This is a genomic window from Bradyrhizobium sp. Arg816 (assembly GCF_029989365.1).
Taxonomy (GTDB): Bacteria; Pseudomonadota; Alphaproteobacteria; order Rhizobiales; family Xanthobacteraceae; genus Bradyrhizobium.
In genome coordinates this window covers 131,694-153,123 of record NZ_JAPRAQ010000020.1, presented here as the reverse complement: position 1 = coordinate 153,123, position 21,430 = coordinate 131,694, and the positions used below count along the sequence as shown (strand labels likewise).

The window sequence follows — 21,430 nt, the reverse complement described above, 5'->3', positions numbered from 1 at the left end:
CGCCAATGGTACTATGGCTTAAGCCCTGGGAGAGTAGGTCGCTGCCAGGCCTGCCAAGGACAAGAAATCATCCTCTTTCGATGTTCGAATACAAAACGCCGCTTCGGGAAACCGAGGCGGCGTTTTTTGTCTCGAGCTCTAGGTCGCTTGGGGTCTTGGGGATCGTCAAATCAGAAGGCTGATTCAAGGCTGCTTTTAGGAGGCAGCCCGTGACGGATCAACGACGAGCACCGGAGCCGCATCTCAGGCCTCATCATCGAGCCCGCCAGCATCTCGAACAAAGATCCGGCGGCAAGGTTCCTCGACAAGACGGTGATGCTGGGCCCGGCTTTGACGGTGGTCTGCACCCGCAGAAGGCGATCGAATGAACTGCGTGCCTAACGACTCTGGGTCAAACTGCGACTTGGCGGGGAGGGCAGCTTTTGGCGCGCAAACCGGACCTAGTCAGGAATGGATCTCTTAGCTGCCTCCCAAGGATCAGTCCACGGACAGGACTGCGATTGCACGATTAAGTTGAGGATCATCTAGACCCATGGAGCCCGGCTCGGCTTGGACCTCGATCGTGGGGGCGACGCCAACGCCTTCCAGCCGCTCGCCGTCGACCTGCACGTCCCCGACCGCGAGCAACAGCAAGCCGCCATCAATGAGAAATGCCGTCGCAGAGAGGACAGCTCCCTCGGTCCGGCTACCGATGACCTCGCCAAGCCGATATTTCTTGAAGCCATAGGCAAGGATTTCCTTGCCGCTGCGGGTGCCACCGTTGACAAGCATGGCGGCAGGCTTGCGCCACTTCACGTTCTCGAGTTCGCTGGCGCCATTGCGATCAGTGACCTGTATCGTCGGCGCTCGCGTGTTGAACAAATCAAGATATCCGGGGATCGCGCCGCCCCAGCCATCGCGCAAGTCCCAGATCAGTGCGTCGGCGCCGTTCAGGGGACTCTGCGATAGAAGATGCTCGAGCGTCCGCTGATACACGGAGCCGGCGTAGCACCAGACATGAACATAGCCGATGCTTCGGCCGTTGGCCGGTATTATACGGGCGCTGGCCCTCAAGCCGTCCAAGAACATCTTGTTGGGCTCAATTTCGACCGGAGTAACCGATATTTGCATAAACGCGCCGGCACGACGCAGCCCCAGCACAACTTCCTTGCCGACCTTGCCACGGAATGATTGTACCGGCTCAAACGGTGCACCATCGGCGAAGACGATCGCATCGCCAGCGAGCAGGCCGGCTTGTTGGGCTAGCGTGCCTTCTATAACACCGGTGATCATGTTGCGACCCTGCGTGTCGAGACGCGAGAGGATGCCGATGCCGGGATAGGAGATACGGCCATTCGGAAAAACACGTTCCAGTCCGCGCCGCCTTAACGCACCAGCAAAGATATCAGAAAGCTGGTAGTACTCTGGTTCGTACGGTGTGTAGTAGCGGGTGTGCGAAGCATGCAGCTCAGAGAGCATGCTATTAATGACGCCGGCCAGCGCCTCTTCGGAACTCGCCCGCGCGGCGTCCGGCAAGTAACGTTCCCGGACGGCCGACCAATCGAGCCCGTCTAGGTGCGGATCGTAAAAACGATCTCGCACGGTCCGCCATACCTCCTCGAACGTGGCGATGCGTGCGGGCACGGCCTGGGATGTGGCCGAATCCGCTGCTTGTTGCTGCTCGGCCCACAACACCGTTGGAGTCAGAGCTGATGCCGCGGCCACTGACGTGAGCCGCAAAAAGTGGCGGCGCGACAGTGCTGAGTTGATTACCTTCTTCATCGTGCAACCTTGCGATGGAGCTCGTCGCTGTCCCGATAATCGGACATTCTCAGAGCCAGAGGGAATGTCTCAAACGGGCCGATATTGTTGCAAAAGTCGATTTTCGCCGATGACCAAAATTCTGCGGGCCGTGGGCGCGACTTTCGCATGCAGGGACCTCACGGCCTCACGCAAAATTCACAGGCGCCTTCGGCAACGCGATTGAGGTCATACGAATCAGCGATCGCTCGCTGCTTAGTGTTTTCGCGGAAAATCTTGAGCCCAGCAACTTTCGACTTTTGCAACACAATCGGCCGAAAGCGGCCATTGAACCGGATTTGAGGCCGCGCACGCCAATCCGCGCTTTTCGTTGGCTACGATCCACGTGATCCAGCACGCCGCTGCAGTTCTGAGCGTTACCTCAACGCGCGTTGAAGGTGAGGCCGGCGCGCTCCTTTAGACGCTTGCGCAACGCCGGACCCATCAGCGCGCCCGGCGTCCAGGTGCCGCCCTCGCCCTGCACGTCGCGCACGAGGCAGAGAGCGCTCTCGGCGATCATCTTGCTGGTCGAGCCGTAGCCCGGATCGCGGTCGCCCGTGACGACCGCCTCGACCCGTCGGCCATCCGGCAACTCGCCCAGGAAGAGGATGTCGTAGAAGCCCTTCGCGCGCTCTTCCCGAGTCGGGCCTGCACCGGGTTTGAGACCGCCGGTCCCGAGCAGGGAAAATATGGTGGCGAAGGTCTCCGTCGTCACGCGACCGATTTCCCCAAATCCGGGCGCGACCATCATCTCGTCGTAAACGAAGTCCGTGCCGTAGGGATGACCCAACAGGAAATTCGTGCGGTGTACGTTCTTGGTGTTGACCGGCGCCATGGGAAACGGCACGAGCCACACGTTCATGCTCGGGTCGTACTCGGGGATAAGGCCCGACGGCTGAGACGGCCCGGTGAACCCCGGTGTCAGCGCGAAGGGATCGGTCAGCAGCCGGATCAGGGCCGGGTCGCGCGCCGCGGTCGCCAACGTCGCCTGGGCGCTCGCTGCGGTGCCGCCCGACATGCCGCCTTTCACCTTGCGCAGGCGGGCTTTAACCCGCCGCGCCGGGTGTCCGAATTTCTCGCGCGCCTTCTCCTGCAACGTGAGCACGCCGAGATCGAACGGGATGGAATCGAAGCCGCAGGAGAAGACGATGCGCGCGCCGGTCCGTTTCGCCTCTTCGTGATGGGCGTCGATCATGCGCCGCATCCATGCCGGTTCGCCGCACAGATCGACATAGCTAGTGCCGGTGGCCGCGCAGGCCGCCACAAGCTCGGGGCCGTAAAGCTGATAAGGCCCGACCGTCGCGATAATCACGGCCGCACGCTCGCACATCGAGCGTAGGCTGGCCGGTTCGCCGGCATCCGCTTTGACCAAAGTCAAATCGTCTGGTGCGCCGATGTCGGCACGCACTTTCTGGAGCTTGTCGGTCGAGCGTCCCGCGATCGCCCAGGACGGAGCATCGTCGCCGCGATAGGACGTCGTCAGATATTCGGCGACGAGACGGCCGGTGTAACCCGTCGCGCCATAGACGATGAGGTCGAAGTCCCGCTTCACGACGTTGGTCCTCCTCGCGACCGGGAGAGCGCTACCCCGTACTCGCACCGGTCTTCCGCCGGCAGGATCGCACCAGCTTGCCTAGCGCGCTCATTCGATCACCTCGTCGGCGCGGGCCGAGCAGGCGCCTAAGAGGTGAGGATGCCAGGCCATTTTGTGCTGTCCCGGAGCCCGGCGAGGACACGAGGACGCGCAGTAAGTGACACTAGAGGGGGCAGCCGCTTTCGTTGAACCGTCCCATCGCATTTGACGGAGGATACCACAGTTCCTGTCTTGGGGCGCGCAACGTCCGGTTGGAGTCAATACGCCATTTTGACCAGGCGAGCCACTTCCCGTCTCCCCCTCGACAAGCGGACAGTTTCCGGGCCGGTTGGCGTGCCCCAAACGGGCCAACAAGAACTCAGGGTGAGCAAATCTGGTCCGAGCGCTCGACAGGAGTCGATCGGTGTCGCAAAAGCGACGCAGCACTGACGGGTCGGATTGCAGGAGCCGAAGCCTCGTGTTGCCCCGGAAGCAGACCTGAAGGAGAAGGGGCGAACGCGACTCCGGCAGCAGCCGCAGGGTCCTCGTGATGCCGCTAGTCAAATCGCACATGTGCAGCAAATGCTGCGCACGCGGCGGTCTCAGATACGAAACCTGTTGACAGGGATCGGCTTCATTCGTCCTTCCATTTGATCGAGCAGCCAATAGACGCCTTTTGGTCAGCCGGCGCAAGACCGGTGGTCGCAATCGCGCGCATGGCCTCGACAAGCTCTCGGGGCGCCCCCGCGCGAGGCGGAGTTGCACGCCCTTCGTCGAGCCGGCCGCGATACTTGAGCTTGCGGTCGGCATTGTAACCGAAGAAGTCCGGCGTACAGACCGCCCCATACGCCCGAGCGACTGTCTGGGTCTCGTCGTGGAGATATGGAAACGGGAAATCATGAGCCTTCGCGAAACGCTTCATATTCTCAAATGAGTCTTCGGGATAGTTCGCCGCATCGTTCGAGCAAACCGCCGCAAAGCCTATGCTCTCCGACATCAGCACGCGGGCGTCTGAAACCATGCGGTCGATCACAGCTTTGACATAGGGACAATGGTTGCAGATGAAGACGACGACGGTGCCTTTTTCGCCCGCAACGTCGTCCAGAGCGTAAATCTTGCCGTCGGTGGCCGGAAGCTGGAACACGGGCGCCGGCGTATCAAGAACGACTTGAGTAGCTGCTGTCGCCATTTCGCACCTCCTTGTGCCCAAATATATGCTGACTACGGCCTGCTGGGGCACAGTTTCCAAAGCCTGCTCGCTAGTCGCGTTGTTTTGGCCATATGTTAGCCATTTCCGGTCGCTCCTTAACAGCCGTCATTGGGACGAGCGCGGGATTTCGTCGGTGTAGGCCACGAACGGACGTTAGCAGCTCCAATGTCCCGACGCGTGGGGCTGCGACCATGATAAACTGCTGTCTAAAGTTTGTTCGCCCGGCGGCTCTGAATGATCGTCTCGACACTCACCGCCGGCCGCGCTCCTGCGATTTTTTTTCGCCGATCAGACAGGGCACCCGGGGCTCTTTCTCGGCGGCTGGGACGATCCCGCTCTCTGGCGTGAGGCCCGCAACTTCGCGAACAAGCTTGGTTCGGATCGCTGCCTGGAATTTTTCGCGATCTTTGATCGTCATGATGAAGGCGCCCGGCCCTCCGATCACGCAGTCCTCGTAATAGAGATCGAGGTTCTCGATATCGGTCGTCGAGAGGGATGGCTCCTTCACCATGATCGGGAGGCCGTTGATGATGATGCCTTTCTCCAGGGCAGCGTCGCGCGCGCCGGTTACGGGGGCTCCGTCGTTGTTCGGCCCATCGCCGGAAATGTCGATGACGCGCCGCAACCCGCGATACGGATTCTCTTCGAACAGCTGCAGTGCGAAATTAATCGCACCGGAAATTGAGGTACTCGAACCTCGGCGAACCGGTGTTTTCATGATCTCGGAGGCCACGGCATCCGCCGATTCCGGGCCATCGATCACGCGCCAGGGAATGATGATCTTGTCGTCGCCCGACATCGACCACTCGAAATAGGTCATGGCCACCTTGTTGCCCGGAACAGCACTCAGCGCCTGCAGGAAGTCTTTCGACACGATGGCCTGTGCATAGCCTTCGCGCTGAATGGCAAGTTCGTCCATGTCCATCGAATAGGAGACGTCGACGGCGATAACGAGCTCGACATTGACGGATGATACTTTGTGTTTGGTGTCGGCGAATTGAGATTTCGAGCTCGGCGCGGCAATGCTGGCAACGTCACCTCCGACGATCGTCCCCGCAACAAGCACCGCCCCGACCGAGACACACCAGCGCATGGCGGCCCTCCCGTCCTTTCACGAGCATGGTGACACCCAAAACGCGCTCCGAAAAGCGGAAACATGCAATTGCCGTTCACGTTCGCAGCAATTGAGGCTTGCTCTGGACGATGAGTAGAAGCCCGGAGCTGCCTCGTGCTTCCAGAAAGAGCCGGATCGCGCCAACTCCAAAAGCTTTGCCTGTCACGGATGAGACTCCCCAGGTTCCAGTTGGCAAGATGACTGAGCAGGATCTCAATGCCCTCGTTGCCTGGTTGCGCACCATTCCGCCGATCGAACAGGGGTGATCTTCCTTCGAATGCCGAACGTCGCAGATGGGGTCGACGCTGGCGCAGGACAGGGAAGTGATTAGGAAAGAACGGCGAGCCTAGCTTTCTAAGTCCACAAAAGGGGGCGGCACTCAAGGCGGCGAACGCGAGCGTCATGCACGAGGCCGGCAAGAGACGCGACGCGTAGAATCGGGCCCCCGGAATCGAGCGGCGCAATTTCGATAGGGAAAAAGGGAAGGCACGCGTTTTCCGCAAAATTGCGGGACTCACACCAAACTTAACCGTTTTGCTCAACGTTAATTCGTACCCGTTGTTGTTGATCGAGACGAAACCGGACACTCTTATTGAGCAATCGCATTGTTTGACTGTCGCGCCATGGTCTCGAAAGCAATGAAACGAATGAAGCGGCCAAGGTTGAAAATGTCCGAAACGAAGTGTTCGGCATGCGGCGGCACGGGGCATGAGCCAGGTGAGCAACTGCAGGGCGGTCGCAGAATTTACCCGCCTAAGTGCAAGGTCTGCGAAGGCAAGGGCCGGGTGAAAGAGACCGCCAACTGAGGCGGGCGAACTCGACGAAGCGGTCTACGCCAACACCTCGCTGCGGCGACCCATGCCGCGCATTGTTGAAATTCGGGGGTTCCGCTACTCCGCGCTTTTGGGAATTTTCCAATGGGCTAACTGGGTATTGCGTTGGTGGTTGGCGGCATGGCTCTTCTTCTCGGCGGCCCGATAGTTGCCCTTTCCCCAGAAAGAGGGAGCCGCCAAAGGAGTCGTTTGAAGAAGCCGGCTACTGACCATCGGGCGGACCAGCGAGGGCCGCACGCGTGCCAAGGCCAAGGGTAAGCAGTTCGGCCGCCCAGCACGCTTGAGCGGCCACTAGCAGGCGGAAGCGATCCAGCGTCATCATGACGGTGAGAGCGTCGGCGAGCTGGCGCGATCTTACGGGGTCCACCACTCGATCATCTCGTGTCTGGCCACCGAGGTTTAGAGGGGGGAGGGGTTCTCCATCCGGGCCCGAATTCGAGGGCGGGCGGCGGGTAATATTCTATTTTTCCGAGAATGCAGACGTTCGGGAATACCGTAAATTATAGGGGGCTGCGTCCATCATTGGCCTCAATTGCATCGACAAATTGCGTTACTGATTTGTCAGTGAGCCAGCGTCTCGCAAGCGGTCGGTCTTTCTGGCCTTTGAACTCACAACTCACCGACGCGAGTGGCGTGCAATGGGGCCCGGCCTAGCCGGGCCTTTTGTACTTCGTGGCTGCCCTCACTTCACCGTGGACCTGCCGCGCCGCATCGCGATCAGGGCCGTGCTTGGCGCAAATTCACAAATTTTTGGCTTGAACGGCCAAGATTCAAATCGACCTTTCTACTATGGCGACCCAGTCGGCCCCACACCGGGGTGCACTTCGACCGGAGATCGATGACCAAGCAGCCACCATTGCGCGTCTTTTTCAGTTGCTTGTTTTGCGGTGCGCTTAATAGCGCTCTCCAGGTAAAACGACCGTTCGTGGGAAGCGGGCGCCTCGATTGTAAAGCGCGCGGGCGGACACTCCATCGATGGTGGGGCACATACGACTTTACAGATCGGATGGGGTCGCTCGACTCGTAGCGAGCGGCTTCGCCGACGCGATCGCTGCAAGCTAAACCGCCGCGCAGTATCCCGGCCTCCGGCACGGCGCCAAGCCCTAAAAGGCGCCGTCGCGACATCGATAATCGATGCAGGTTCGAGCGAGGACCAGCAGCGAGTCGCCTATCACATGCGCAGAGCCGGCCATGCGTTCGAGGTGGTCGACAGCGTCGATCAGGTTATCGAGTGGTTGAAGCACCACGGCTTACCGCAGAGGAAAAATCGCGTTCATCGCTTGAGAATATATCCGGTCAAGTCGATCTTCCGCATGATCAACAACTGCATCGCGATATCTTCAACACCGCTCGCGTGAGCCTTGAGAAGGTCCCAGGCGCGTTGATGTCCCTTGTCACGCAAAACGTCACCGTCAGCGTCGTTGACATTTCTGATTAGCTCCAGGACGAGGACATGGTCACCAAAAGTCGCGAGATCGTGCGTCGGGGCATTAAACATGTCGTTTGCGTTCATCCCGCCAACGCAGAGAGCGATCCTGTCCTCGATAGGCAGGTGATCGGCTGGCTCGACGTCGGTGGCACCTGAATGGTCCTCTGGAACAACTTCGACGCGGGCGACCCGCAAGCCGAGTGCCAGCGCGACCACGGCATGGCCGGCTTCGTGATAAGCCGCGCCGAGAAAGTCATCGTCGCCATCGTTCATCGCCGTCCCCCGTCCCGGTTCATCACACCGCGCACATGCTCATGGCCGTCGCCGCCGATCAACGCCTGACGCCGAACCATGCTTCGCTTTTGCCACCGAGCACCGCGCAGTGAGCAAAGCGACATTGCGCGAGGCCGTGACCATTTTACTAAAGATGGCCGTTTAACCGTGTATCGTGTTTTCGATATCAGCGACGCTTAGAGAGCGATATCGTCAGCGCTGACTAAACATGCTGTTCCTGAAAGTGCCAAAGCCAGCGCGGCCACGGACTGAGGATGGCACATGATCAAGCATTCCACAGATGGCCTGCTGTTTTTTGAAGGCCGAGAATTGAGCATTACTGCTTACGGCGTTAGCCGGACACACGCCAAAATCCACGCGGATGGGCTGGGTCTTCTTCCAATACACTTCTACATCACGCTTGACGGCTTTCTTACAGTTGCAAAATGTCGGCTCGTGTGGAGATGGCGGGACGATATCAGTGTCCTCTTTGAAAGATGGCTTGATATCCGCCAACGTATCGCGCTTGATCAAGCAGGTGCTTGTGAAGCCGGTGATCATCGATCCAGATAGGTGATGGCCGATGCACCGCTCGCACCGAAGCCGGCCAAGCGCGGCTGGTTGGGCGGGTGGCTGTTTGAAACCAGCCAACGGGGAGATTTAATCGTCGCCGATGTTGGGCATGCGCTGGCAGGCCCAGAACAGCGGGGCAAAGCAGACATCCTGCCGCAAGGCCGCGACCTCCGAGTTTGACCCGGAACGGACCTCGTCAAGCGAACGCACCCGTTGCAGACGATCTGTACAACGCGTACCGTCGCCGATGCTGATGCAAGGAACCCCAATGACTGATCGAGAAAAGATTCTAATTGCCCTTCGCGAAAAGCCTCTGAAGGTTTTCGAAATCATGAAGCGCGTGAACATAAAGCATCAGGACGACTGCCAATCGCTCCTGTTGAAGATGCGTGACGACGGCGCCGTGAAGTTCGATATTCACAGGGGACATTGGCTCGCTGCGTGACAACGTTCGCTTGGTCACCAGCGGCTGGTAGAGTTGCCTCCAAGTTCCTTTCAGCGGAGAGAACGACTAGCCGCCTTCGGGCGGTTCTTTCTTTTGGCGGCATCAGTTGGGTAACTTCCGTTGGTCACTTTTCAGAAATGGCCTAGGGCTGCGGGATGTCCGTTCGCAGGGGTAAACCTGACCCTAACGGATTAAAGTGCCGACTTCCGAAATTGACCCGAAGCGGACATCCGACTTATGAGGCCGTTCTATCGGACAAAGGGCAAACCTCCGATGGCATCAGTGCAACCCGGAAATGAAATAGCTCCAAGCGATGGCCAGTATTATGCTGGTGCTACTGGACGTGCTGTTTCAAGCGTTCGTGAAAAGATTGTTACGACCAGTCAGGGAGGAACATCTGATGACGACTATGTTTGTTAGACACACGGTTTCCGACTACAAGACTTGGCGGAGGGCTTACGACGATTTTGCTCCGGTTCAGAAGGCGAAGGGCGTAACAGCCGAGGCTGTCTACCGAGCAGTCGAAGATCCCAATGACATCACAGTAACTCACGAGTTTTCCACGATTGAAGCTGCGCAGGCCTTCGCGGAGAGTGCTGAATTGAAGAATGCCATGCAGAATGCGGGAGTGGCGGGAGCTCCAACGATTTGGTTTACCAACAAGGCGTGAAGTATTGATCCCGGCCAAGTACCGGGATTTGTTTTGCTGTGGTGTGCCATGTCGCCTGTTGACCCTGAGCTGACCGTCGATCTTTCGCGCCTAGTGCGCGACCCCGGAGGCAAGCCCCTTTCCGACATCAGTAGTCACATCGTGACACGGTAACGAAGTCGCAACCCTACCTGGCCCGACCCTTACTTGTGTTTTGAGCTTCCTCGTTTGTATGCTTGAGCATCGCCTTGAGTTCTTCTTCGAGCGATCGCGGCGAAATTCCGAGTGAACCGAATCCCGGCCGGCTGCCCGAGACCATCGTGTCGATCTGCATAAGCTCAACCTGATTGCGCGTGAGTGGCGGGTGCGGCAGGATCTCAGCGAGGCCGGCGGCGGCATTCCAGAAAGCAAAGGGCACTCGCACCAGGATTGGCTGCAATCCGGCGGTGCGCGCAATGGTCCGCAACAGCTCCCCGTATGAGTAAACGCGCGGGCCGGCCAGTTCGTAGATAGGATACGGTCTTTGTGTTTGCCGCAGGACTTGTGCGATCGCCGCGGCGACGTCGTCCGCGTACACCGGCTGAAGCCTCGTCCTGCCGTCGCCGAATATCGGATAAGCCGGCAGGGTCCGAAGCAGCCCAAGAATTGTCGTGAGAAAGGCGTCGTCCGGCGCGAACATTACCGCCGGGCGGATAACGACTGCGCCAGGGAATGCCGCTTGCACAGCCACCTCGCCCTCGCCGCGATTGCGAATATAGGGCGAAGGCGATGTGGGGTCAGCGCCTATTCCTGATAGGTGCACAAACCGTTTGATCCCGGCCCGCCGTGCCACTCCGGCGATCCTGGCGGCCGCTTCGACGTGCACCGAATGAAATGTGTCGCCTCCATGCTCGGTGTAAAGGCTGATCGCGTTGACGACGCCGTCGGCACCCATAACGGCGGCCTCTACAGAGCGCTCGTCATGTGCATCAGCGATGACCTGTTCCGCGTTGTCGCCCTCGGCCCGCGCAGGATGCCGTGAGGCTATGCGCACCGTGACGGTGGAGACGCTCAAATGGCGCACAACGCGACGACCAACGAAGCCGGTCCCCCCAAACACGGTCACGCGGTTCATTCCCCGGTCCATCCCACGATCCTGCGCAAAGTTCTGTATTGACCCGCCGAGCGCCGCGCGCACTACCTCAGCGGCCTCCGCCGGCGAGCTGCCTTTGTTGAGATGATGCGAGATCACATCAATCAAAATTTGCGCTGCAGGGCCGACCGTTTGCCACTCTTTCCTAGCTTGATCGATCAGCGGCTGCGCCTCATTATAGAGCGTTTCCGCCTGTTCGATGATCGGATGTGCCTTACTGAGAAGATCGATCAGCGCCTTGGTCGCTGGCAATGACCGCTCAATTTGTTCAAGCTGCGCGTCGCTGAGACCGGAAACGTGACCAATGGCTTCAATGAGCAAGTGTTTCAGCATAGCGCAACCTTGCTGGTAGCGACGCACTAACTCAGGGCAACCAAGCGAAAGTGGGCACGGCTCGGGGGTGTGTCAGTTTTTGTCTCAGCCGACCGGGCCCGGCCGCCAAGCCCTCAGAGCTTGAAACAATCGCGCGCAATGGTGGCTGATATTTGATCCACATCGATTATGTCCAGCATCTGGACCCAAATTTCCGTTAGCTGCCTTGGACAAGGCCTTTGGGGAGTGCAAGGCTGACAAGTCTTGGAACGTCCTAGAAAACACGACGTCGGGCCACTCTGTTAGGACACATCCGGCGGGGCCGCCTTGCCGAATGAGGCGCGGTATTGAGAACTGTCCTTATGGACAGATAGGCTCAGTGCCCAAGTCGAACTGCTTGAAGTGGTGGATACGGGTCGGCGGTGCCGCTAGTCCGAGGACGAGAGTTCAAGGTAGTCCTAGAGAGCTCACAAGCACCTCGGCAGATGACCGCTACGGCGCGGCGACACGGTCTCTCGCGCTCCTTGTTGCTCCGACGGCGATGGTTGTTTCGCCCTGAGCCGAAGGACGCCGTCGCGCAACAAATGGGCCTCGCAGCATGTCCGCCGCGGCGGGCAACGAGCGATCTCTCGTCGGCGCTTGCGATCATCCTGGCGGGGTATTTCGAGCCTAAGCGCTTCGCCGGGTAGCACGCGCTTCGCGCTACTAGGAAGAGTCGCCGCGCCGGCTGCGCCCCGCTCGGAATGCGCCCGCGAGATTATCTCCGGGTCAACCGCCTGAACGTTAGTTCGCAATTACACCAAGGACCGGGCCCATAAGCGTCATATGCAGGTGCATACCCGCCGTAACCGGGCACAGCATAGGCGCCGCAGTTGTAGTATTCCCCGTACCCGGGTTCAGGGCAGCCTCGATACCCATAGTATCTGTGTATCTGTCGCCTGGCCCTGGATAATACCCAGGTGCATACCCACCGTAGTAGCCATAGCCCGGCCCCCAGGCATATGCACCTCCGATCACGGCTCCCGCGATCAATCCGCCAGCGAGAGCGGGACCAAATCCGCCGCGCCAACCACCTCCTGCAAACCCACCATGAAACCCGCCCCCATGAAAGCCACCACCGCCGAACCCACCCCGCGCGGAAGCGCTCGTCGGCGCGAGCGCAACGGCTACAGCAACGAACGCGATAAGAGCTTTTCTGAGCATGAAAACCTCCCTGGTTCAGGAGCATGTCAAAGCTAAACGCCACAATGTCTGTTTGGTTGCCCGAGACTGGCCGGCGGCTCCCTTGATTTGGCATGGCCCGCGGCGTGTCGTTGTGGAGCTCCTCGCAGAAGCCACCCTTGCCGACGTAGCTCGACTTAGCCGGTGGGGCAGGTGCCGGTCCTCTGGATGCGTTCCCCATCCGTGGCCAGCCTCAGCAGGACGAGTTGCCTGTCAGGACGTTGACCTTGCTGAAGCGGAAATCAAAGCCGTACGAAGTAATCGAATGACTTTAGATGTTTGCTGCGGTGCACGAGTCCGAAGATGGCCCATCGCTTCAGTTGGCGTAGTGCCACGCGATGTCTGAAGTTGATGGCAAACCGGAAGTAGCTGGCCGACTGCAAAAACGACGCGATTGACCCGAAGCGGGCCTTGCTTTAGGCCGCCTCGGATATCCGCGCCGCTCGCATCTCGCGCCGTCTGCGTTTGGAGCTGAAACATTTTCTAGCCTGAATGATTTACTCCCGGGGCTTCGCAAGATGCGAGGCATTCATGAACCCTCTTTCGGCGAGCGACGTGTTTCTTACGGTCGCGGTTATGAGCACGACGTTCCTGATTTGAGATCGGGTTTTTCATCCTGATCGGAACGTTCTGAAATAGCGCGCTATTGGGGGTGGTGCGCAGCAGGGTGCGAAGGCTAGTTCTCCTCGAATTTGATGGTTGAGACCGGCCATCTTCCGTCATGACCTTTGATTGAAATCCGAAGCCCGTGCAATTCATCCAGCCAAACGTTCTCGACCGTGCCTGCCTTTCCGTCGGTAAGGACGACGGTTTTGCCAATCAATTCGGATTGCGCCTTACCGTACTCATTCAAAATCGTCGATGCATGAAGCTTCACCGGCGGCATCGTTCATCCATATTCGGCCGAGCCGACTGCGGCTCAACCGCGCGGCTTGTTCCAGTGCTCGGCCGCTTCCAATTCGCGGAGCCGATCGATTTGCGCTCTAAGGCTCGCCGGTAGTTCCGGCTCTGGTTTCAGCGACGCGCGTAATCTCTCGCCGATCTCTCGAACGATGGCCCAACTGTGTATGTGGTCAATGTCAATCCGGTTGCGCATGATGGAGCCCCTGGTTCCTCAGCACGCCGTGCGCTCCCCCGCAACCGATCAGGGCACTGCTGGCGATTTTGGATAAAACGGGAGACCGCCGCATTTGGCTATCTGCGCGAGCGCTTGTACTGAGAACAGCGGGTCGATGACCGCGACCTTTGGCTATCCCGCGACGTGCGCCGTGTTACTACCGGCGAGCGACGGTCTCGTGTTCTCTAAAGCCTTGCAGGCGCTTTCGTTCCTTGCTGGTCTGATCGCGACGCGATGTTCCATTTGGAAGGAGGAATCTACCCGAGCCGCTAGTCAGGGGGCGCCATGGCGGCACTTCCTGATGCGGCCGAAGACATCGAGCCCCAGCGCGGGGAACCATTTCTGAGAGTGCCGGGTTAGTTCATGGGGCGATAAAGGGGACCATCGTCATGAGGACCAAATATCTCGCTGCGATTGCGATAGCTGTTCTTGCCTGTAGTGGGCTGGTCGTGAATTCAGTCGGCTCGCTTCATCGCGAAAAGCAGTCCGCGCCGGCCGCCATACAAGTGGCGGACCGATTAGCTGGGTCCTTGGATCCGTATTTGATACGGTCTGGTGGCTAAAACGGCCGGTGTAACTCAGAAATGCATTGGCGGCGCTGCTTTAAGTCATGGGGCATCGCGCCCGTTCGGCAAGCAAGGCTGTAACGCCTTTGCCTCACATCCCATCGCGCTCGCATCCATACGTCGCATTCCTCGTCTGTCGGATTGAACGCTGCCTCTGCCTACGCCGCAACTTCGTGTCCGTTACTTCCGGTATTGGCCCATCGCTTCGGTTGGCGTAGTGCCGCGCGATGTCTGAAGTTGACGGCAGACCGGAAGTAGCTGGCCGACTGCAAAAACGACGCGATTGGACCCGTTCCGGACATTCGATAAGCACCGGAAGCCACGCGGGCGACAATGACTTTGGTAGGCGTCGTTTGAACAACTCTGTCTCAGGCGCAGGATTTGATAAGGTATCGTAGGTTTGGTTGGTGTGGGGAAAGGCGGTGAATCATGATCCGCTTTCCCCCGCGCTCTGGTCGACCGAGACCTGTCATTCCGACAGAGACAAAATCAATAGAAGGTTCAATGCAGGTCTGGCGGTTCAATTGTTGGAATAGGCGTTGAGTTTCCTCGCAAATCATACGCCTCTTAATCAGCGGTGTTGTCGGATTTCGCGTTGTGCACCGGCTATAGAGCCGAGGACCCCAGCTCTCCAGTAATCCTTCATTCCAGTCTGGCTCGCCGTTCTCTGACGAGCGGTCTTAAGCGGATGATTGAAGCAGATATCGAAGTCCGGACGGGTGTGGCGAAAGGCTGTAGCGCTCTCCCGCTACGAATTCTGCGTCCGGCTGAGTGCGAGAGCGACGAATTCGACCCGGCCTGCAGTGCGGGCTGGTCGTGCCGATACATTGTTGCGCAAGCACCGCGCCTATCGCGCGGACTTGATCGGCATGTCAAAGATCTCGCCACTCATGAGGAGAGCGATCTCGGCGGCGGGCAGTGGCTTCTGACATTCGGACAACGGATTGAGCCAGAAATTAGAGTCAGGCAACATTTCGAACAGATTGCGCGCAGCGGCGCCAAGGCACACTTCAGGCTGTTTTATATAGTCGTGGATGCGTTTCTTTGAGGTGAAGGTGGGGTGCCATCTCATGTTCTTGAAATCGACCGTTGCAACGTTGATCTCCTCCTGAAATTTGAGCGAGCGACGGCGTCCAGGTTTCATCGGCGCTTCCGGCGTCAGAATGTAGATCTCCGTCTCGAGCAACGCGCGATAGAATGCGGGAACGATGCTGGCGTCCCTTGCGGCAGCCTGCATCAGGGCTTCGAGACTGTTTTCCGGTTCAAACATGGCGACACTCCCAATTGAACCCGGCGAGGGGCTGGACTTCAACGCCTCCAGTTACAGCCGGATCGCGCTGTCGCCGCAGAGCCTTCGCCACGATTGTGCTAATCCTTGTTGCCGCGCAGGGCACGATAGATCGTATTGCGCGACACGCCCAGGCGGCGCGCGGTCTTGCTGATATTGTTGCCCGTTTCCGCATACGCGGTAAGGACATGCGAGCGCTGAATCTCATGCAGATTGGCCTTGAGCCCACCACCCACCGCCTTGCCGGTCAAGCGCACGCTGCCTGAATGTGCAAGTACGGACTCGACCGATGTCTCGTCGATCAGATCTCCCGGCTCGGCCAGCGACAATCGGGAAAGCACGTTGCGCAGTTCGCGGATGTTTCCATCCCAATCGACTTCGGCCAAACGATCGATCGCCCCTTCGGTCAAATCCATCAAGGGATCGATCTTGTGGATCAAATGGCGCGCGATCTCGGCGAAATCGGAACGCTCGCGCAAAGGCGGCAACGTCACCTCCAGCGTGTTGAGGCGAAACAGCAAATCAGATCGGAATCGGCCCTTCGCAATCGAGTCGTCGAGATTGGCATTGGTGGCAGACACCAGGAGAACGTCGACCTGACGTTTGGTGCCACCGACGGGCCGGACAGTCCAATCGTCCAGAAAGCGCAGCAGCACGGCCTGCAACGTCACCGGCATGTCGCCGATCTCGTCGAGGAAGAGCGTTCCGCCGTCCGCTTCCTTGAACAGTCCCGCAGCCCCACCCTTTTTTGCTCCCGTGAAAGCGCCGTCGGCATAGCCGAACAGCTCTGCCTCGATCAGGCTGTCAGGGAGCGCTGCGCAATTCACCGGGACGAAAGCGCCGGCCCGTCCACTGGCGGTATGAGCATGGCGGGCGAGTTGCTCCTTGCCGGTGCCGGTTTCGCCACGGATCAGGATCGGCATCCTGCGGATCGCCGCGACTCCCACCCGTTGGACAACGGAAGCGATCGCCGGATCGGCGGAGACGAACTGGGTGGGGACGTCCTTGGGCGTCGACGGCCGAGGCCGCGAGATGGCTTGCATCATCGAGAACTGGCGCGCGTTCTCGATTGTTGCGACGAATTGGCTACCGACCTCGTCCTCGAGGCGCTGGCGTTCCTTGCGCCGGCCTTCATCGACAAAGGCGTTGAATTTCGTACGAAAGACGTCGGCGAAGCGACGACCCGGCGAGGCTGGCAGGCCATGCAGCAGGACGCTTGCGGCCCTGTTGGCTGCAAGGATCCTGCCCTCGTTGTCGACGGCCAGCAGGCCCGCGCTCAACGTATGCAGATACTCGCCGCGGTTATGGAAAGCGATCAGGATGTTTCCGCGGTGATGTTCGCGGAACAGACCATTCTCGATCTGGGTTGCCGCCATCGCGACGAGCGCCTGGGTATGCGCCTGCCTCGACATGCAATCCGATGACGCGTCCAGTATTCCGGCCAGTTCGCCATCGGGCGCGAAGATTGGCGCCGCGATGCAAGTAAGATTGTTGTAGCGCGAGAAAAAGTGCTCGCCCCCGTGAACGACGATGGCCCGCTTGAGATATGCGGCGGTGCCGAGGCCATTGGTGCCGCAAATGGCTTCAGTCCAGATAGTGCCGGGCCGAATGCTCGCTGCGTTCGAGGCATCGCTGAAGCTCGAGTCCGAGATGATGTCGAGCAGCAGGCCGTCGGCATTTGCAAAGGCGATCATGAAATTGGAGCCGGCAATCTGCTGATGCAGCGTGTGCATCTCCGCGAGCGCCAGGCCGCGAATCAGTGAACAGCGCTGCTGCTCCTGGCGCAAAACAGCGGAGCTCACTAACTCGGGCGAAGGAGGGCGCAATGTATCGAGACCAAGCGAAATGCAGCGCATCCAGCTGTCGTAGATATCGGCCGATAGAAGCTCTGCCGGCGGCGAGCCGCGCTGATCGAGCGTCATCCAAGCATTGTCCATGCGTCGGCTGGCGGTCAGCATCGTAGCTCCTCCTGGAGTCGCGGCTTGGCGATTTCCTCTTGGTCGTAGCCCGGTTCGGGTCGTTCTCGCGCGTGGCGCGGTTCTCACGATCATAGATCAAACAATCAAGAATCCAAATTTCTGCTCAACCGCTCTTGTAGCCGTCGAACTGTTCCGTCTCGGAACAGTCGCGCGCAAAGTCTGCTCCGAGGCGGATCGGCGCGAGCACTCCCGAGATCGCAATAACACTAGAAAGATCAGACCGTTGTGCGCTTGGCACAGCCCTTGCTCAACTGTTCAGCGGGACGGCGATCGCGTCAGATCGACAGAATAAAAATTTTGCCGGGGAGGCGTTTGATGAAAGCGGCGGTGCTTCATGAGTTCGACGAGAAGCTGACGGCGAAGGAGTTCGTCAAGTTCGATGACGTAACTGACCCGAAGATCTCGCGCCCGATGGACGTGATCGTGCGCATCGGTGGTGCCGGCGTCTGTCGCACCGATCTGCACATCGTTGAGGGCATCTGGCGCAGCAAGGTCGACGTCAAGCTTCCATACATCATGGGCCACGAGAACGCCGGCTGGGTCGAAGCGATCGGCCCGGGTGTCGAAGGGGTCAAGGTTGGCGACAGCGTAATTTGCCATCCGCTGGTGACCAGCGGGCATTGTCTCGCGTGCCGGCGCGGCGACGACATGCATGCGCTGGACAGCTCGTTTCCTGGCATCAATGCCAATGGCGGCTATGCGCAGTATCTGCTGACGGGACAGCGCTCCCTGATCAAGCTGCCGAAGTCGCTCGCACCGAAGGATGTTGCTCCCTACACCGATGCCGGGCTGACGGCTTATCGCGCCGCGAAGAAGGCATCCCGTCATCTGTTGCCCGGCGAATATGTCGCGGTGATCGGCGCCGGTGGGCTGGGCCATATCGGCATACAGGTTCTCGCGGCGCTCTGCGCGGCAGAAATCATCGTCGTCGATCGCGCCGAACAGTCTCTCGAACTCGCCAAGAAGTGCGGTGCGCATCATGTCGTGAAGGCAGACGGCAACGAAGTCGAGGCCGTGCTGGCGCTGACCGACGGGCGCGGCGCGGAGGCCGTGATCGATTTTGTTGGCGAGGGTGACGCTATCGCCAAGGGCCTGTCGATGACGGCGAACGCCGGCTACTACTACATCGTCGGGTATGGTGGGAAGATCGATATCCCGACCATCGACATGATCACATCGGAAAAGACCATCGTCGGCAACCTGGTCGGCACATACGCCGAGCTGGTCGAGCTGATGGCGCTCGCGGATCGCGGCCTCGTCGAACTCCACACCAAGGAATACAGGCTGAGCCAGGCCAATGACGCGCTTCATGATCTGCATCATGGACGCATTCATGGCCGTGCGGTCCTGATCCCGTAGGGCATGTGCCGCGAGATGCAAAGCTTCGGTCTAGATCATCGAACGAGAGTGGCGCGAGTGATAAAGGACAGCCGACGCCGGCCACCGATCACCGACGAGGAAGCCGCTGAATTGCAGCGCGCCCGCGATCGGATGATTGCCCGTGACAGTCTGATCGACGAGATGGTCGATAACAACGAGATGCAGATCAAGAATGAGCATGCGCGCGGCGGAGCCGAAATCGAACTCGCGTGCGCCGTGCGTGACGTAGCGCGCGCCGAGGCCGGAAGCGACGCGCATGCCGAACTGGAGCGAGCGATCGCGCGCCTGGAGATGCTCCAGGAGGAGCATCGACGCCTGGTGGCCGAGCGTGAATGGCTCGACACGTCCCTGCTTGAGATCGACAACGGTCCTTCGTCCGGCGACCACCAACGTTCGGGGCACGCATGATGAGCAAGAACAACGCAACCATGATTGCATCAAAGGAACAGGCACAAATGCCGCCTCCGCAACCGGACATGAGCGAGGAAGCCGGATCGAAAGACGCCTTCTTCATTCAGCTGGCCGAGATCACGGAGGCCATGATCGCCGCGCACGGCAGGGATTTCGCCACTGGTGCGCTGGTCCTCTCGGCGAAATTCGTCGCCGAAGGCAGACCTCTCATCAAACGAGCCAACGGAGGTGACGAGACCGTCAGCGCCGAGAAGCCGGGCTGACGTGAAGCGACGAGTCAGCAGATCAATCAATCCATTTAGCGGACTTAAAGTGTGTTTTGCGGCGGAGAATTTCAACAAGGCAATCCAGGGGTTTGACCCGGAACCGAAGCGAGAATGCTGAAGATAACGCAACGTTCAAAGGAGCTGGAAATGTCTGCAAGTCTGACACTGAACAAGATCACCGCGCAGAAGGGGATCAGCATCGCTGAAGCGGCCAACCGCGTCGCGGACCTTGGTTGGACGCCAAGCTACGTGCAGGAGGCGATGACGTTCCCGACCGACTACAAGATCTCGAAGACACCGCGCGACCCGATGAAGCAGGTCCTGCGGTCATATTTCCCGATGCAGGAAGAGAAAGACAACCGCGTCTATGGCGCGCTGGATGCGGCGTTGCGCGGCGACATGTTCCGCAATGTCGAGCCGCGATGGGTCGAGTGGATGAAGCTGTTCCTGGCGATCATCCCGTTCCCGGAGATCTCGGCGGCGCGTTCGATGGCGATGGTCGGGCGGTTGGCGCCCGGCGAGGAGTTGCGCACCGGCTTCACCATGCAGATGGTCGACGAGTTCCGGCACTCAACGATCCAGATGAACCTCAAGAAGTGGTACATGGAGAATTACATCGATCCAGCCGGGTTCGATATCACGGAAGCCGCGTTCGGCAAGTGCTATGCGACCACGATCGGCCGCCAGTTCGCCGAGGGCTTCCTGACCGGTGACGCAATCACCGCGGCCAACGTCTATCTGACGGTCGTCGCGGAAACCGCCTTCACCAATACCCTGTTCGTGGCGATGCCGTCGGAAGCGGCGCGCAACGGCGACTATGCATTGCCAACCGTGTTCCTGTCGGTCCAGTCGGACGAATCCCGTCATATCGGCAACGGCCACTCGATGCTGATGGCGATGATCAACGATCCGTCGAACCACCAGTTGCTGGAGCGCGATCTGAAATACGCCTTCTGGCAAAATCACGCGATTGTCGATGCCGCGATCGGGACGTTCATCGAGTACGGCACGACCAACCGCGACAAGAACAAGGAGTCCTACGCCGAGCTCTGGCATCGCTGGATCTACGAGGACTATTACCGGACCTACATGCTGCCGCTCGAGAAGTACGGCATCAAGATCCATCACGATGACGTCGCCGCCGCCTGGGATCGGATCGTCAAGAAGAACTATGTCCACAAGACCGCGCAGTTCTTCACGGTCGGATGGTCGGTGAACTTCTGGCGTATCGAGGCCCAGACCGAGCGTGACTTCGAGTGGTTCGAGCACAAATATCCAGGTTGGTACGCCGAATTCGGCGATTTCTGGAAATGGCATGCCAAGCTCAGCGTGCCCGGCGAGACCAACATCCTCTTCAACAGCGAGGTGGGCTATTCATACCCGCATCGTTGCTGGAGCTGCATGGTCCCTTGCCTGATCCGCGAGGACTTCGTCTGCGACGAGGTCGACGGCAAGATCTACACTTACTGCTCCGAAGGTTGTCGTTGGACCCACAAGGTGGCGTTCGCCGCGGAATACGAGGGCCGCGCGACGCCGGCAATGGGCCGCTTCAGCGGTCGCCGTGAATGGGAGGACTGCTATCACGGCTGGGATGTCGCCGACGCGATCAAGGATCTCGGTTTTGTCCGGCCCGACGGCAAGACCATGATCGCGCAACCGCATCTGCGCTTCGACTCCAAGGACATGTGGACGCTCGATGACGTGCGCGGACACACGCTTGGCAGTCCGTTGCGTGGCTTCAGAGCGCTTTCGCCGATCGAGCGCGAGGTGGCGACTGCCGAATACCGTAAGGGCTTCAAGATCAATCCCTGCCACTAAAGAGATGATGAGGGGAGGGGCCGCTTTCGGCGGCCCCTCTTGCCAGGACCGGCAAACGGTTT

Annotated in this window: 17 protein-coding genes; 8 read left to right on the top strand and 9 right to left on the bottom strand. The window is 59.4% G+C overall.

All coding sequences use genetic code 11. The annotated features are described in order from the left end of the window. Window positions 1-477: 477 nt before the first annotated feature. The 4 genes from OWC48_RS34610 to OWC48_RS34595 form a co-directional block, all read right to left on the bottom strand. Complete coding sequence (locus OWC48_RS34610) at window positions 478-1,761, bottom strand: S41 family peptidase (RefSeq protein WP_282523994.1); 1,284 nt, start codon at window positions 1,759-1,761, stop codon at window positions 478-480. A 400-nt stretch (window positions 1,762-2,161) separates the two neighbouring features. Continuing rightward, window positions 2,162-3,331, bottom strand: coding sequence for a trans-acting enoyl reductase family protein (locus tag OWC48_RS34605; protein WP_282523993.1), 1,170 nt, complete (start codon window positions 3,329-3,331; stop codon window positions 2,162-2,164). A 655-nt stretch (window positions 3,332-3,986) separates the two neighbouring features. Further along, window positions 3,987-4,541, bottom strand: a complete 555-nt coding sequence (locus OWC48_RS34600; protein ID WP_282523992.1) for a thioredoxin family protein — start codon at window positions 4,539-4,541, stop codon at window positions 3,987-3,989. A gap of 271 nt (window positions 4,542-4,812) precedes the next feature. Continuing rightward, window positions 4,813-5,655 carry a DUF1194 domain-containing protein gene (locus OWC48_RS34595; RefSeq protein ID WP_282523991.1) on the bottom strand — a complete coding sequence of 281 codons (843 nt, stop codon included), beginning with the start codon at window positions 5,653-5,655 and terminating at the stop codon, window positions 4,813-4,815. A gap of 1,161 nt (window positions 5,656-6,816) precedes the next feature. Between OWC48_RS34595 and OWC48_RS47225 the strand changes: the two genes are divergently transcribed. Then, window positions 6,817-6,912 carry a hypothetical protein gene (locus OWC48_RS47225; protein ID WP_368860679.1) on the top strand — a complete coding sequence of 32 codons (96 nt, stop codon included), beginning with the start codon at window positions 6,817-6,819 and terminating at the stop codon, window positions 6,910-6,912. Window positions 6,913-7,782: 870 nt separating this feature from the next. On the opposite strand, the gene OWC48_RS34590 is transcribed toward OWC48_RS47225, so the two are convergent. Beyond that, window positions 7,783-8,211 (bottom strand): hypothetical protein, encoded by a 429-nt coding sequence (locus tag OWC48_RS34590; protein ID WP_282523990.1) that lies wholly within the window; start codon window positions 8,209-8,211, stop codon window positions 7,783-7,785. Between the two features lie 282 nt (window positions 8,212-8,493). On the opposite strand from OWC48_RS34590, the gene OWC48_RS34585 reads away from it, so the two are divergent. The 3 genes from OWC48_RS34585 to OWC48_RS34575 all read left to right on the top strand — a co-directional run bounded on the left by OWC48_RS34585 (window position 8,494) and on the right by OWC48_RS34575 (window position 9,899). After that, window positions 8,494-8,784 carry a hypothetical protein gene (locus tag OWC48_RS34585; protein WP_282523989.1) on the top strand — a complete coding sequence of 97 codons (291 nt, stop codon included), beginning with the start codon at window positions 8,494-8,496 and terminating at the stop codon, window positions 8,782-8,784. Between the two features lie 109 nt (window positions 8,785-8,893). Beyond that, window positions 8,894-9,229 (top strand): hypothetical protein, encoded by a 336-nt coding sequence (locus OWC48_RS34580; protein ID WP_282523988.1) that lies wholly within the window; start codon window positions 8,894-8,896, stop codon window positions 9,227-9,229. 400 nt (window positions 9,230-9,629) lie between these two features. Continuing rightward, the gene (locus OWC48_RS34575) at window positions 9,630-9,899 is read left to right on the top strand and encodes an antibiotic biosynthesis monooxygenase (RefSeq protein ID WP_282523987.1); all 270 of its coding nucleotides are present in this window, start codon (window positions 9,630-9,632) and stop codon (window positions 9,897-9,899) included. A gap of 166 nt (window positions 9,900-10,065) precedes the next feature. Here the strand turns inward: OWC48_RS34575 and OWC48_RS34570 are convergent, their stop codons facing one another. From OWC48_RS34570 to OWC48_RS34555, 4 genes are all read right to left on the bottom strand, one after another. Then, complete coding sequence (locus OWC48_RS34570; protein ID WP_282523986.1) at window positions 10,066-11,343, bottom strand: complex I NDUFA9 subunit family protein; 1,278 nt, start codon at window positions 11,341-11,343, stop codon at window positions 10,066-10,068. A gap of 1,876 nt (window positions 11,344-13,219) precedes the next feature. Beyond that, complete coding sequence (locus OWC48_RS34565) at window positions 13,220-13,429, bottom strand: PRC-barrel domain-containing protein (RefSeq protein WP_282523985.1); 210 nt, start codon at window positions 13,427-13,429, stop codon at window positions 13,220-13,222. Window positions 13,430-15,073: 1,644 nt separating this feature from the next. Next, a complete protein-coding gene (locus OWC48_RS34560) occupies window positions 15,074-15,496 on the bottom strand; it encodes an SseB family protein (RefSeq protein ID WP_282523984.1) in 423 nt (140 codons plus the stop codon). 98 nt (window positions 15,497-15,594) lie between these two features. Then, window positions 15,595-17,472: a sigma-54-dependent Fis family transcriptional regulator gene (locus OWC48_RS34555; protein ID WP_282523983.1), complete on the bottom strand. Its 1,878-nt coding sequence runs from the start codon at window positions 17,470-17,472 to the stop codon at window positions 15,595-15,597. A gap of 336 nt (window positions 17,473-17,808) precedes the next feature. Between OWC48_RS34555 and OWC48_RS34550 the strand changes: the two genes are divergently transcribed. From OWC48_RS34550 to OWC48_RS34535, 4 genes are all read left to right on the top strand, one after another. Further along, the gene (locus OWC48_RS34550; protein ID WP_282523982.1) at window positions 17,809-18,852 is read left to right on the top strand and encodes an NAD(P)-dependent alcohol dehydrogenase; all 1,044 of its coding nucleotides are present in this window, start codon (window positions 17,809-17,811) and stop codon (window positions 18,850-18,852) included. Between the two features lie 57 nt (window positions 18,853-18,909). Further along, entirely contained in the window at window positions 18,910-19,281 is a 372-nt protein-coding gene (locus tag OWC48_RS34545; protein WP_282523981.1) for a hypothetical protein, read from the top strand. 47 nt (window positions 19,282-19,328) lie between these two features. Then, window positions 19,329-19,547: a hypothetical protein gene (locus OWC48_RS34540; RefSeq protein WP_282523980.1), complete on the top strand. Its 219-nt coding sequence runs from the start codon at window positions 19,329-19,331 to the stop codon at window positions 19,545-19,547. Window positions 19,548-19,697: 150 nt separating this feature from the next. Next, window positions 19,698-21,368, top strand: a complete 1,671-nt coding sequence (locus OWC48_RS34535) for an aromatic/alkene/methane monooxygenase hydroxylase/oxygenase subunit alpha (RefSeq protein ID WP_282523979.1) — start codon at window positions 19,698-19,700, stop codon at window positions 21,366-21,368. The last annotated feature ends 62 nt before the right edge of the window (window positions 21,369-21,430 follow it).